Annotated in this window: 12 protein-coding genes; 5 read left to right on the top strand and 7 right to left on the bottom strand. The window is 61.5% G+C overall.

The features are described 5' to 3' along the window. Positions 1 to 18: 18 nt before the first annotated feature. On the bottom strand, positions 19 to 1275 hold the full coding sequence (locus ACQ4MS_RS15180) for a urate hydroxylase PuuD (protein ID WP_431095466.1): 1257 nt from the start codon (positions 1273 to 1275) through the stop codon (positions 19 to 21). Positions 1276 to 1423: 148 nt separating this feature from the next. After that, the gene (gene xdhC / locus ACQ4MS_RS15175) at positions 1424 to 2302 is read right to left on the bottom strand and encodes a xanthine dehydrogenase accessory protein XdhC (RefSeq protein WP_431095465.1); all 879 of its coding nucleotides are present in this window, start codon (positions 2300 to 2302) and stop codon (positions 1424 to 1426) included. A gap of 170 nt (positions 2303 to 2472) precedes the next feature. On the opposite strand from xdhC, the gene ACQ4MS_RS15170 reads away from it, so the two are divergent. Further along, entirely contained in the window at positions 2473 to 2991 is a 519-nt protein-coding gene (locus ACQ4MS_RS15170; RefSeq protein ID WP_431095464.1) for a hypothetical protein, read from the top strand. A 147-nt stretch (positions 2992 to 3138) separates the two neighbouring features. Here ACQ4MS_RS15170 and ACQ4MS_RS15165 read toward each other — a convergent pair whose 3' ends face one another. Then, on the bottom strand, positions 3139 to 4173 hold the full coding sequence (locus ACQ4MS_RS15165; protein WP_431095463.1) for a tripartite tricarboxylate transporter substrate binding protein: 1035 nt from the start codon (positions 4171 to 4173) through the stop codon (positions 3139 to 3141). 105 nt (positions 4174 to 4278) lie between these two features. Further along, the gene (uraH, locus tag ACQ4MS_RS15160) at positions 4279 to 4632 is read right to left on the bottom strand and encodes a hydroxyisourate hydrolase (RefSeq protein WP_431095461.1); all 354 of its coding nucleotides are present in this window, start codon (positions 4630 to 4632) and stop codon (positions 4279 to 4281) included. A gap of 77 nt (positions 4633 to 4709) precedes the next feature. On the opposite strand from uraH, the gene ACQ4MS_RS15155 reads away from it, so the two are divergent. Genes ACQ4MS_RS15155 through ACQ4MS_RS15140 form a run of 4 tightly spaced genes read left to right on the top strand, consistent with a single transcriptional unit; the run spans position 4710 to position 9443 of the window. Continuing rightward, a complete protein-coding gene (locus ACQ4MS_RS15155) occupies positions 4710 to 5375 on the top strand; it encodes a GntR family transcriptional regulator (protein ID WP_431095460.1) in 666 nt (221 codons plus the stop codon). Beyond that, entirely contained in the window at positions 5372 to 6415 is a 1044-nt protein-coding gene (puuE, locus tag ACQ4MS_RS15150; RefSeq protein WP_431095459.1) for an allantoinase PuuE, read from the top strand. The genes ACQ4MS_RS15155 and puuE overlap by 4 nt, the downstream gene beginning before the upstream one ends. A 2-nt stretch (positions 6416 to 6417) precedes the next feature. Next, on the top strand, positions 6418 to 8193 hold the full coding sequence (uraD, locus tag ACQ4MS_RS15145) for a 2-oxo-4-hydroxy-4-carboxy-5-ureidoimidazoline decarboxylase (protein WP_431095458.1): 1776 nt from the start codon (positions 6418 to 6420) through the stop codon (positions 8191 to 8193). After that, a complete protein-coding gene (locus tag ACQ4MS_RS15140) occupies positions 8190 to 9443 on the top strand; it encodes a M20 family metallopeptidase (RefSeq protein WP_431095456.1) in 1254 nt (417 codons plus the stop codon). The genes uraD and ACQ4MS_RS15140 overlap by 4 nt, the downstream gene beginning before the upstream one ends. 7 nt (positions 9444 to 9450) lie before the next feature. Here the strand turns inward: ACQ4MS_RS15140 and ACQ4MS_RS15135 are convergent, their stop codons facing one another. The 3 genes from ACQ4MS_RS15135 to ACQ4MS_RS15125 are packed head-to-tail and all read right to left on the bottom strand — an operon-like array spanning position 9451 to position 12293. Next, on the bottom strand, positions 9451 to 10323 hold the full coding sequence (locus ACQ4MS_RS15135; protein ID WP_431095455.1) for a phosphate/phosphite/phosphonate ABC transporter substrate-binding protein: 873 nt from the start codon (positions 10321 to 10323) through the stop codon (positions 9451 to 9453). Next, a complete protein-coding gene (locus tag ACQ4MS_RS15130; protein WP_431095454.1) occupies positions 10320 to 11405 on the bottom strand; it encodes a hypothetical protein in 1086 nt (361 codons plus the stop codon). Before ACQ4MS_RS15130 ends, ACQ4MS_RS15135 begins: the two co-directional genes overlap by 4 nt. 3 nt (positions 11406 to 11408) lie before the next feature. Beyond that, on the bottom strand, positions 11409 to 12293 hold the full coding sequence (locus ACQ4MS_RS15125; RefSeq protein ID WP_431095453.1) for a phosphate/phosphite/phosphonate ABC transporter substrate-binding protein: 885 nt from the start codon (positions 12291 to 12293) through the stop codon (positions 11409 to 11411). Positions 12294 to 13046 lie beyond the last annotated feature (753 nt).

Genomic DNA, 13046 nt, shown 5'->3' with positions numbered 1-13046 from the left:
CCAGCCTCAAGGTCAGGCTCAATCTGTTTTAGCGCCCGCTTCAAACCAGCTCTTGACGGCCAGTCGTTCGGCGTCGGTCATGCCGGTAGCGTTGTTCATGGGCATGAGTTTGCTGACGACGGCCTGCTGGTAGACCTGCTGCGCGTGGCTCTTCAGCGCAGCAGGTGAATCAAGCCGCACATTCTTCATCTGCAACTGCGCGCCGTGGCACATGTAGCAGCGCTGGGCCATGATGGCCTGCACATTCTTATAGTCATGTTTGCCGCTAGCCATTTCTGAACCTTGGGATGTAGCTACCGAATTGATAGCAATCGGTGCGCCCGTCGTGGCAGCTGTTGCGGCGGACGGCTCCGGTTTCATCCACACAATCACGCCGATGATGACAGCCACCCCCACCATCGCATAGGCCAGCGGGTGCCGGTTGCGGCCCAGCTTGTAACCGTGGCGCAGCACAAAGAACTGGCGGACGGCCGCACCGGCCAGCATCATCAGGATCAGCACCAGCCAGTTTTGCGGATGGCTCCAGGTGAAGCTGTAGTGGTTGCTCAGCATGGCAAACAGTACCGGCAAGGTGAAGTAGGTGTTGTGCACACTACGCTGCTTGCCGCGCTGGCCGTGCACGGGGTCGACCGGCTCACCGGCCTTGATGGCGGCCACCACCTTGCGCTGGCCTGGGATGATCCAGAAGAACACATTCGCGCTCATGGCAGTGGCCATCATGGCGCCCACCAGCAGGAAGGCGGCACGGCCGGCGAACCAGTGGCAGGCCAGCCAGGAGGCTGCACAAACCAGCACCGCCACCAGCGCGCCGACGATGGCATCACCATTTTTCTTGCGCCCGAACAGCTGGCAGATACCGTCGTACAGCATCCAGAACACCACAAAGAAAGACAGCGCCACGGCGCCGGCCGCACCGGGCGACCAGTTCATCAGCGATTTGTCGATGAGGTACGTGCCGGCGTTCCACAGATAAGAGATCGTGAAAAGCGCAAAGCCCGACAGCCAGGTGCTGTAGCTTTCCCAGTAAAACCAGTGCAGGTGGGTCGGCAACTGTGGCGGCTTGACGGCGAATTTGACGGGGTGATAAAAACCACCGCCGTGCACGGCCCAGAGCTCGCCGCTTACGCCCTGCTTTTTGAGGTCTTCGTCTTCGGGCGGCGTGAGGCTGCTGTCAAGAAAGACAAAATAAAACGAAGAGCCAACCCATGCGATGGCGGTGATGACATGGACCCAACGCAGCAGCAGGTTGGCCCAGTCGAGGAGGTAGTTTTCCATTAGCGCTCAACTTGTGCAAAGCTGCTCACCACTGCGGGCGCTGTAAGCAGAAAACTTCGGTCACGAACAAGAGAAAGTGTGGGTTGTGGCCCTCCTTCTTTCCCGGCTCCGCTGCGACCTCGTGATCCGAGTTTATCGGCTTTGGGCTTTAGCGCAAAGCCTGCGCGGCCTCCTCTTGGGTCGTATTGATGGTTTGAAGGAGCTGAGCTGCCACGGCGACGGCGATGACTTCAGGCTCTTTGCCGGCGACGCCTGGCACGCCGATGGGGCTGGTGATGTGCGCCAGCTCCTCGGGCGTAAACCCTCTGGTCTCCAGCCGATGGCGAAAGGCCGCCCATTTGGTTTTGCTGCCGATCAGGCCGATGTACGGCAAGTCGGATTTTTCGCGCTGGCGCAGCAGGCAGGCAGCCACGATGTCCAGGTCTTCGGCGTGGCTGAAACTCATGATGAGCACACGGGACTGCGGAGCCAGTCCTGGCACCGCGGCTTGTACCGGGTCCGAATGTTCGGCCTCCACGCGCGGTGGCAAACTGGTCGGAAACACGCCGTCGCGGCTGTCTATCCAGGTGAGTGAAAAAGGCAAGGGTGCCAGCACTCGCACCAGCGCATGGCCGACATGGCCGCCGCCGAACAGGGCCACCGGCGTCAGCGCGGCCTGTCCCAGCCGCTGAGCCAGCACTGGCGTGTCAACCGCACCGACACGTTCAAAGCGCAGCTGGACCACACCGCCGCAGCACTGGCCCAGCGACGGGCCCAGCGCCACGCGCTGTGTTGTCGCCTCGCCCTTGCCCTGGACGGCGCGCTCAGTGTCATCCGCCAGCAGCGCCCGCGCTCTGGCGATGGCGTCATATTCCAGGTTGCCACCGCCTATCGTGCCTACCAGCGCATCGGCAAATACCGCCATCCAGGTGCCCGCCTCGCGCGGCACCGAGCCTTGCGTCTGCGCGACCTGCACCAGCACCGCCGATTCTGAAATCAGGCGGGTCAGAAATTCATCGAGTTGCAGGCTGGAGACACTGGAAACCATTGGTGACGAGTTGGCGAGTGGGTGGACAAAATATTGGGCAAAATGCCTTGGACCCCACCTTAGCACCACCTTGGCGCCGGGCAGTTACCGGGCGTGATGGCAGGTATACAAAGAATCCAATGGGCCGGCCACCAGAAAAGCCGGCAAAGGCAAGCATGATGAGACACGATATGTCCGATTCCACACCACGCCGCTTCTGGTTGATGGCCCTGCTTTCGGCGGCCGCCGCAGCCGTTGTAAGTGCCTGCAAGACCGCGCCGGAACCCGCGGCTCCTACGCCCACCAAAGCCCCAGAACCCTCTTCTCCGGTGGTAGGACCCGTCGCGGGACCGCAAGGTTCAGCCAGAAGCTCCGGGGCGACTACGCCACGCGCTTACCGGGAAGACGGTGCCACACATATCTACGGGCTCAATTCAGACCGCATCTACAAAGGCCGCATGCCGCCGCTGCTGTATGCCATTGGGGTGCTGAATGTAGAGATCGACAGGGTGGGCCGGGTGACCCGCCTGGACTGGATGCGGGCGCCGCGCCATGCGCCCGAGGTGATCGCGGAAATCGAACGTACCATCCAGCAGGCATCTCCCTTCCCGGCGCCTGCGCGCATGGGCAAGGTGGTTTATACGGACACCTGGCTTTGGCACAAGAGCGGCAAGTTCCAGCTCGACACGCTGACTGAAGGGCAAGACTAGCCCCCACGGTCGCTCACTGCGTGTAGCTTCCTGCCCCCCGAGGGGGCCGCCCGCCTGTGGCCCGGCAAAGCCGGTTCCACGGCTCATGCTGGCCTTGTTACGGCTCGCTTCGCATCGCCTTTCGCGTCGCCTCAGCAGCCGTTCACATCACTCTATCTTTAAGTTCTGGGTTTTGACGACGTTGCGCCAGGCGCGGTAGTCGGCTTCGATGAAGTGGCCCAGCAGTGCGGGTGAACCGGGGGCTGGCTCTACCGCGTCGGCCTTGAAACGTGCGATCACATCGGGCTGGGCTACGACCTTGTTGATCGCTGCGTTCAACATGTTGACGATGGCCGGTGGCGTACCAGCGGGTGCAGCCAGGGCGAAATAGTTGACGACGTCGATGCCGGCCAGGCCGGCTTCGGTCATGCTGGGCACATCTGGTAGAGCGCTGGAGCGTTTGGCGCTCGTTACGGCCAGCGGCTTGATGCTGCCGTTCTTGATGAAGGGCAGCAAGGCCGGGATGGTACCGGTGATGAGCTGGATTTGCCCGCCAATCATGTCCATGGTGGCAGGGGCCACACCGCGGTAGGGAATGTGCGTGATGAAGGTGCCGGTACGGGCCTTCAGCAGCTCCAGCACCAGGTGATTGACACCACCCGCGCCGGCCGAACCGTAGTTGAGTGCGCCGGGCTTCTGCTTGGCCAGCGTGACCAGCTCTTTCATGGTGTTGGCGGGCAGCTTGGTATTGGCCGCCCAGACCAGCGGACCACTGGCGATCATGCCGACCGGGGTGAACTGGCGCAGCGGATCGTAATTGGCGCTGGGCAAGGAGGCCGCCACCGTGGTGAAAGGTGAAGCTACCAGCAGCAGCGTGTAGCCGTCAGCCGGCGACTGGGCCACATACTGCGTGCCGATGGCGCCCGAGGCGCCGGCCCGGTTGTCCACCACAAAGGTGGCGTTCAAGGTTTCGCCGAGTTTTTGCGCGATCAGGCGGGCCATGGCATCGGTGCCGGCACCGGGCGCAAAAGGCACCACGATCCTGACGGCGCGGTCGGGATAAATGCCGGAGGGGGCCGACGCGGCGCTTGAGGGAGCCTGGGCCAAGAGTGCAGAAGCAGGAACTACCAGGCTGGCAGCAGTACCTGCAGACAACAGCAGGGCTTGACGGCGACTCAGGGCGCTCATTGGCTTGACATTCATGGGAGGAGAGGAATAGTTATCAAAACACTCGATTGTCGCCGCGACGCATGACGCCGCGGTGACACGGTGGCGACCTTCCCCCAAGTCCCAATGTCCGGAGAGTCTTCAGCTGCCGCGGTAGGTGGAGTAGCTCCAGGGGCTCACCAGCAGAGGCACGTGATAGTGCAGCCCGGGGTCGGCCACGCCGAAGTCCAGCGTCACCTTGTCCAGAAAAGCCGGCTCGGGCAATTTCACGCCGCGCGCCGTGAAGTAGCCCGCCACATCGAACACCAGGCGGTAGGTACCGGCCTTCAGGCTGGCGCTGTCATACAACGGACCGTCCGGGTTGCGGCCGTCTTCATTGAGGGTGAAGTGCTTCACCAGTGTGGCCTGCCCCGCGTGTGTGGTGTAGAGCGACGCCTTCATGCCGCCCGCCGGCACGCCGTGCATGGTGTCCAGTACATGTGTGCTCAAGCCCATGGCAGTCCTTGAAGAGTGTTTAATTTCGGTTCACTAAAAGTGTATACACTTTTTGGCATTCCGGCTATTATCGAACGATGGAATCGTCCACCACCCATAGCATCGTCGAAGCCCTGACCAAGGCCATTGTGGAGCACAGGCTGCATCCTGGCACCAAGCTGGCCGAGCAAAAGCTGGCCGACCATTTCGGCGTGTCGCGCACCCTGGTGCGGCAGGCCCTGTTTCAGCTCTCGCAAAACCGCCTGATCCGCCTGGAGCCGGCCCGTGGCGCTTTCGTGGCCGCGCCATCCGTGATGGAGGCGCGGCAAGTCTTTGCCGTGCGCCGCATGCTCGAAGCCGAGATGACGCGAGCCTTCGTACGCGAGGTCACCCCCGCCAAAATCAGGGCACTGAAAGAACACGTCGCTCGCGAGAAATCCGCGGTCGACCTGGGCGATATTTCCGGCCGGACCGAGCTTCTGGGCGACTTCCATGTGCGCATGGCCGAGCTCATGGGCAACGAGGTGCTGGCGCAGATGCTGGGAGAACTGACCTCGCGCTGCGCGCTCATCACGCTCATGTACCAGACGGCTACCGCAGCTGAACACTCCAATGACGAGCACGGGAACATCGTCAAGGCGCTGGCCGCCAGGGACGAAGACCTGGCTGTGCGCCTCATGAACGAACATCTGCTGCACGTCGAGGAAAATCTTGCTTTCGACCGCAAGGTGCCTGGCAACGACATTTCAATGGCGCTCTCATGAATAAAGATAACAAGCAATTTTCCGCCGGGCCGCCCCAAGGAAAATTAGCCCCTACTTCCGCTGAAAGGGGCAGCGTACCGCCGCAGGCACGCGAAGCGACAAGCGTGGGGGCCATATACCCGCGGGATCTGATTGGCTACGGTCGCAACCCGCCGCAAGCCAACTGGCCTGGCAGGGCCCGCGTCGCCGTGCAGTTCGTGCTCAATTACGAAGAAGGCGGTGAAAACTCCGTGCTGCATGGCGACGCCGGCTCCGAACAGTTTCTGTCCGAGATGGCTAACCCGCCCAGCTTTGCCGACCGGCACCTGAGCATGGAAGGCATCTACGAATACGGTTCGCGCGTCGGTGTGTGGCGCATCCTGCGCGAGTTTGAAAAGCGCCGCCTGCCGCTCACAGTCTTTGGCGTGGGTATGGCCCTGCAGCGCCATCCCGATGTGGCTGCGGCTTTCACCGAACTCGGCCACGAAATCGCCTGCCATGGCTGGCGCTGGATCAACTACCAGCAGATCGACGAAGCCACCGAGCGCGAACACATGCGCCTGGGGCTGGATGCGATTGAACAACTCACCGGCACGCGCCCGCTGGGCTGGTACACCGGCCGCGACAGCCCCAACACGCGCCGGCTGGTGGCCGACGACGGCCGGCTGGAGTACGACAGCGACTACTACGGCGACGACCTTCCTTTCTGGACCGAGGTGACACGCACCGATGGCCAGATGGTGCCGCGCCTGGTGGTCCCTTACACGCTGGACACCAACGACATGCGTTTTTCCCTGCCGCAAGGCTTCTCGCAGGCTGATGATTTTTTTATCTACCTGCGCGACAGTTTTGATGCGCTCTATGCCGAAGGCAGCGCGTCACCCAAGATGCTGAGCATCGGCATGCATTGCCGCTTGCTGGGACGGCCGGGCCGCATTGTGGCGCTGCAGCGTTTTCTGGACCACGTGCAAAAGCATGAGCGCGTATGGATCTGCCGCCGCATCGACATTGCCCGCCACTGGCAGGCCCACCATCCCTACAAGCCCCGGCAGGAAAGCTGACCATGGCCATCACCCTTGAACAGGTCAACACCGCACCGCGCGCCGAAGCGCTGCAACTGCTCGACGGCCTTTATGAGCATTCCCCCTGGATTGCCGACAAGGCGCTGGACGCCCGTCCCTTCCAGTCGCTTGCCCACCTGAAGCACACCATGGCGCAAGTACTGCGCGAAGCCGGCAGGGACGCGCAGGTCAAGCTCATCCAGGCCCATCCCGAGCTGGCGGGCAAGGCCATGGTCAGCAAAAGCCTGACGGCGGAATCCACGAATGAGCAAGGCAAGGCCCGCCTCACCGACTGCACGCCCGAAGAATTCGCCACCCTGCAAAAACTGAACGCCGACTACAACGCGAAGTTCGGGTTCCCCTTCATCCTGGCGGTGCGCGGCCCGCGCGGCGACGGTTTGGGTAAGCAGCAAATCATCGAGACCTTCACACGGCGCCTGCAGAATCACCCTGACTTCGAGCTGCAGGAAAACCTGCGCAACATCCACCGGGTGGTCGAGCTGCGGCTCAACGACAAGTTTGCTGCCGCAACCGCACCAGGCGACGATGTATGGGACTGGCAAGAAACGATGTCGCAATACAGCGACCCTGGCTACCTTGAAAAAGGCCAGCTCACGGTGACCTACCTCACCGACGCCCACCGCGCCTGTGCGGCCTACATCAGCAAGACCATGCGTGCGTGCGGTTTTGACGAAGTGAAAATTGACGCGGTGGGCAACGTCGTCGGTATCTACAAGGCAGCCACGCCTGGCGCCAAAACCCTGCTCACCGGCAGCCACTATGACACCGTACGCAACGGCGGCAAGTACGACGGCCGGCTCGGCATTTTTGTGCCCATGGCCTGCGTGCGCGAGTTGCACCGCCAGGGCAAGCGCCTGCCCTTCAATTTTGAAGTCGTCGGTTTTTCCGAAGAGGAAGGCCAGCGCTACAAGGCCACCTTTTTGGGTTCAGGCGCATTGATCGGCGACTTCAAGCCCGAGTGGCTGGACCAGAAAGACGCCGACGGCATCACCATGCGCGAGGCCATGCGCAACGCCGGTCTCAAACCCGAAGACATCGGAAAAATCAAACGCGACGCAGACAACTACCTTGGCTTTGTCGAAGTGCATATTGAGCAGGGACCCGTCCTGAATGAGCTCGACCTGCCACTGGGCATTGTCACCTCCATCAATGGCAATGTGCGCTACCAGTGCGAAGTCACCGGCATGGCCAGTCACGCCGGCACAACTCCCATGAACCGCCGCCGCGACGCCGCTGCGGCCGCGGCCGAGCTGTTGCTGTATGTCGAGCGGCGCGCGGCGCAAGACGGCGACTCCGTTGGCACCGTCGGCATGCTCCAGGTGCCCAGCGGCTCCATCAACGTGGTGCCGGGGCGTTGCTTCTTTTCCCTGGACTTGCGCGCACCTGTCGATGCGCAACGTGACGCACTGGTAGCCGACGTGCTCGCCGAACTCAAAAACATTTGTGAGCGGCGCGGCGTGCACTTCACAACGGAATTAACCGAACGCGCTGCAGCAGCCCCCAGCGCGCCCGTCTGGCAGCAACGCTGGGAAGCTGCCGTGCAAAGCCTGGGTGTACCGCTTCACCGCATGCCCAGCGGGGCAGGACACGACGCGATGAAGCTGCACAAGGTTATGCCGCAAGCCATGCTCTTTGTACGCGGCCAGAACTCCGGCATCAGCCACAACCCGCTTGAGAGCACCACGAGCGACGATATCGAACTTGCAATCCAGGCCTTGATGCATCTGCTCACCCATCTTTCTCCTGAAAAACAATGACCCTCACTACCGACTACGCCCGGCTCGACAGCTGGATCGACGCTCATTTCAATGAGGAAACAGCCTTCCTGCAGCAGCTCATCCGCGTGCCTACCGACACGCCCCCGGGCAACAACGCGCCGCACGCGGAGCGCACGGCCGAGCTCATCAAGGCTTTTGGTTTTGAGGCTGAGAAACACCCGGTACCCGAAGCGGATGTGCGCGGCTATGGCATGGAGTCCATCACGAACCTGATCGTGCGCCGCCACTATGGCAACAAGGGTGAAGGCATCACCATTGCCCTCAACGCCCACGGCGACGTGGTGCCACCTGGCGAAGGCTGGACCAAAGACCCCTATGGCGGCGAGATTGAAGGTGGCAAGATCTATGGGCGCGCATCGGCCGTCAGTAAGTGCGACTTCGCCAGCTTCACCTTCGCGGTGCGTGCGCTCGAATCATTGGGCGTGCCACTCAAGGGCAGCGTCGAGCTTCACTTCACCTACGACGAGGAATTCGGTGGCGAAATGGGGCCGGGCTGGCTGCTCAGGAAGGGCCTGACCAAACCCGATCTTCTGATCGCGGCAGGTTTTTCTTATGAAGTTGTGACGGCGCACAACGGCTGCCTGCAGATGGAGGTCACGGTGAACGGCAAGATGGCGCACGCCGCGATTCCCGACACGGGCATCGATGCGCTGCAGGGCGCCGTGCATATCCTCAACGCACTGTATGCACAAAACGTGCACTACCAGCAGGTGACATCACACGTGGAGGGGATCAAGCACCCCTACCTCAACGTGGGGCGCATTGAAGGCGGCACCAACACCAACGTCGTGCCAGGCAGGGTGATGTTCAAGCTTGACCGCCGCATGATTCCCGAAGAGAACCCGGCTGAAGTCGAAGCCAGCATTCGTAAAGTGATTGCCGATGCGGCCGCCGGCTGCAAGGGCATCACGGTCGATATCAAGCGGCTGCTGCTGGCCAACTCGATGCGGCCGCTGCCGGGCAACAAGCCCCTGGTCGAGGCGATCCAGAAGCACGGGAAGGCGCTCTTCGGCCAGGTTATCCCGGCCATGGGCACGCCGCTGTACACCGATGTTCGGCTCTATGCGGAAGCCGGCATTCCCGGCGTGATCTACGGCGCCGGGCCGCGCACCGTGCTGGAGTCGCACGCCAAGCGCGCCGACGAACGCCTCGAGCTGGAAGACCTACGCCGCGCGACCCAGGTGATTGCGCGGACGCTGCTCGATCTGCTGCAGCCCGGCCCGGGCTGATGGCAAGTCACTCGCGCGTGTAGTCCAGCAGCGCAAGGTATTCCTTGCGATCAGCCTTGACCCACTGCTTGACGCCGATCTCGGACATGATGCCGGCGGACTGGCTGTTCATGGCCAGCAGGGAATCCGTCAGCCGGCTGATCATGTCCGCCGGCACACCAGGGGCGGCCAGCACCGACCAGTTCACCACCGGCTGGGTTTCACCAATGACACGGCCTCCGCCTTCCTGCCATTTCCTGGCGATGGTTGGATTGACCGCACCCACCTCGGCAAGGCCTGCCGCCACCTGTGCCGACACGGAATCCTGATAGCGCGTGTAGGAAATATAGGGTTCGCGCACGTTCAGGCGGCGCATCTCGGCACGCGCGACCGCCACCGTAGCGGAAGACTCGTCGGGCATCAGTATCTTCTTGCCGCTCAGTTGCCCGACGTTGTTGATGGGCGAACTGTTGTTCACGATAAAGGCGGCCTTGTAGGGCTCGGGCCTGCGCACCAGGGGTTGGTAACCCCCGTCGCGAACCAGCTTGGACAGCTGGTTGACGGATTTCCCAAACACCATCAAGGGCTTCTGCTCCGACGATGCCTGCCGGACGAAATTCTGGATGTCGATGACGGGATCTACAACCACCTGCTTGTTGCGGATCTGCCCCCCCAGGTAATCGGCCAGGCCCCGGTAACGCAGGGCCAGCATCGAAATACTGAGGTCTGCCGTGACAGCCTCATTGATCAGGAGCCTCCAGCGATCCGCCCCTCCCAGCAGGCTCGCCGCCTGCTGGCTCCAGCTGAACATGGGAAAGCCAGCCACGGCAACCGCGGTGCCCATCACACCGCGAAGAACCGCGCGGCGACCGGTAACTTGTGACAGCAACGGAGTATTCATTTGATCACCTTCAAAGGGTTAATTGCAGATTGCACAGTCTTCTTCGCTGCCTCGTCTTCCCATTGCCTGGCAGCTGTCAAGGTCGCCTTGAATGCCAGCGCACTCTCAAGCAGCCATTTCTTGTTGTCTTCAGACAGGGCGTAGCTCAACCTGAACTCGTCCATCGGCATGCGGTCTTCCCGCACGGCCCTGATCAACCGGTCAACCTCTGCCGCGGCGTGCGCGGGCGTCGACAGCAGCACGAGGCGGCTCATCTTGTCGGGGTTGTTGGGTACATGGCAATTCACGCACTGCGACTCGCGCATCTGCAGCGCCAGGTCCCGGTAGCGCTTGTCGACGTTGCCCAGGTACGGGTTTTCCGGCCGGTACAACCCGTCGAACAGGGTCACAGCAGGCTGGGTGCGGCCTTTGTCGTCGGTCCACAGCCACGGCCCCTGGTATTTCTCATGCTGCACCGCCAGCACCGGCTGCAGCATTGGTGTGGGCGCCACGTCGGTGAATTGCGCCACTTTGATGGTGCTCGTCTCAGGACTGATCCACAGCATCATGCTGCGGGCGTTTTCGTACATCGCCCACTTGGCTTCCTCATGCCAGAACGGGTAGGGAAACTGTCCCGGCGGCAGCCGGTTGCGAAAGGCCGCCTCGAGCCGAACCAGGAACATCCTCTCGTCAGCCACCCATTCCACGGTATGCCGGCCGTTGAACATGAAAAGTGGTGCGTACATGCCAGTCCACGTGTCCGGAGCAAACTGTGTGAGGTTGGTCTGGCGCAGCGTCGCGTTGTCTTTCTTGTTCTGCCGGCCCCACAGCATGACGGGCGCCACATGCGCGCGAAGCTGGCTGGCGCCAAACAGGGCTTGCCGGCACTGGGTGTAGGCACTGACGTCGCCGGCCGGCGCCAATGGGCAATTGCTGGCGAGTTCCGCGGCAATTTCCGCCGCAGCTTGCGCAATGTTGGGCGGTATCGCCCTTTTTTCCTGGGCTTGCACGCCGCAGGAAAGTGCCAATGTGGCGGCCAGAAGTCCGACCCGCCATGGCGAAAGAAAAAGTGAAAATCGACTTGATTGAATCAACGTAGCCATTTTTTACTCCCTCGTGTAGTCCAACAAATCCAGGTAGTCCTTCCGTTCGGCTTTAGCCCAGGCCTTCACGCCCATCGAAGCCATCACTGCAGCGCTTTCTGAATTGGTCGCCAGCAGTGCGTCGCGCAGCTGCTGCACCATGTCCGCGGCCAGGCTGGGCCCGGCAAGAACCGACCAGTTCACCACCGGTTGCGTTTCAGCCACGACACGCCCGCCCTCTTCCGTCCACTTTTTGGCAATGGTCGGATTGACCACACCGATCTGGCCCATCCCGGACTTCACAAACTGCGCGACTTCCTCCTGGAAGCGAACATGTGTGACCCGAATCTGGCCCAGCTTTTGCCGCCGCAGCTCCGCCAGGGCCACCGCGCTGGTGGCGGCAGACTCGTCGGGCATGATGACCTTTGCGTCAGCCGCATCCGCCAGGGTTTTGATGGGCGAATCTTTGGCCACGATGAAAGCTGCCTTGTAAGGGTCGGCGCGCCGCACCACCGGCTGATAACCGTTGTCGCGCACCAGTTTGGCCAGCTGGTTGACGGACTTTCCGAAGACGAACTCGGGCTTGCTGGCGCCTTGGGCCACCGCCATGAAGCGCTTGATGTCAACCATGGGCTCCACGACGATAGGCCGCCCCTTGAGCTGGGCGCTGATGAAGTCGGCGGCGGGCCGATAACGGTTGGTCAACAAAAACGAGTTGGTATCGCCTCCCACTGCTTCATTGACCAGCAGGCGCCAGTTCGCACCGCCAACCCCGGCAGGCTTTTTGACCGCTGCCGCTGTCGCAGCCTGGGCCCAGGCACTGCCCGGCCCACCCATTCCCCCTGCGAGGGCACCCAGGCCCAGGATTGACAACAACTGACGGCGAAGCTGCGAAGAAGGAGTTTTCATGAAAACCTTGTTGTGGAAAGCCCTACCCAATACATCGTGGCTGGATGACTTCGCTACCGCCCAAGGCTTTGTCAAGGCTTCGGAACTGCACGGCCTTGCGGCTTAATCCTTGTCACCTGCTCGATACCACTCTATGGACGGGCCGCAGAAATAGTCAAAGACTGTTCATGGCGCCAACCCTGTCAGGACTGACAGGGGAACCCTGCCAAATGGCGCGGGACGTCGCAGTCCATAGCTCCAAGCAGTCCGCCTGTCCAGTCCGAACGTAAACAGTTGTAACGAAAGCTGCCTCACCCCGTCTTCCTGGTGGAGCTTCGAATACGAGCGCGTCCCAGTCCCTTTTGAACAGGTGTCGTCTCTGGGTATTCCGTTGATTGGCAGGGACGACCAGGTAGAGGAGTCATGACCTGTCAAGCCATTCGGACTCCATGGAAAGTTAGGGCTCTAATATCACTAAATGCATCTGGTGAGTAATTACAAGGTGCGAACACTGACAGCGCCTGAGCTCGCTATTTGTTGCTCTTCGGACAAACGGCGTCACCAACCTGCAAAACTCGTCCGTACGACGCAGAACGTCGAGCTAGCCAAGGCAATGCCAAAGTTCTACTCCGGGGCGTGGCAGGCATTGTTTTTGCTGTATCGTTTTAGGGTTCGCCTCATTCCCATTGAATTCCGCCCTGCCATCCACCCGTAACCTCCTCAAGAGATCTCCCCCATGAAAAAAAGCGCACGTGCTCTTCCCAAACTTGCAGT

Origin of the sequence: Polaromonas aquatica (assembly GCF_050626995.1) — a bacterium.
Taxonomy (GTDB): Bacteria; Pseudomonadota; Gammaproteobacteria; order Burkholderiales; family Burkholderiaceae_C; genus Polaromonas; species Polaromonas aquatica_A.
Note: the sequence above shows the minus strand (reverse complement) of the source record. Positions and strands in the feature narration are given on the sequence as shown.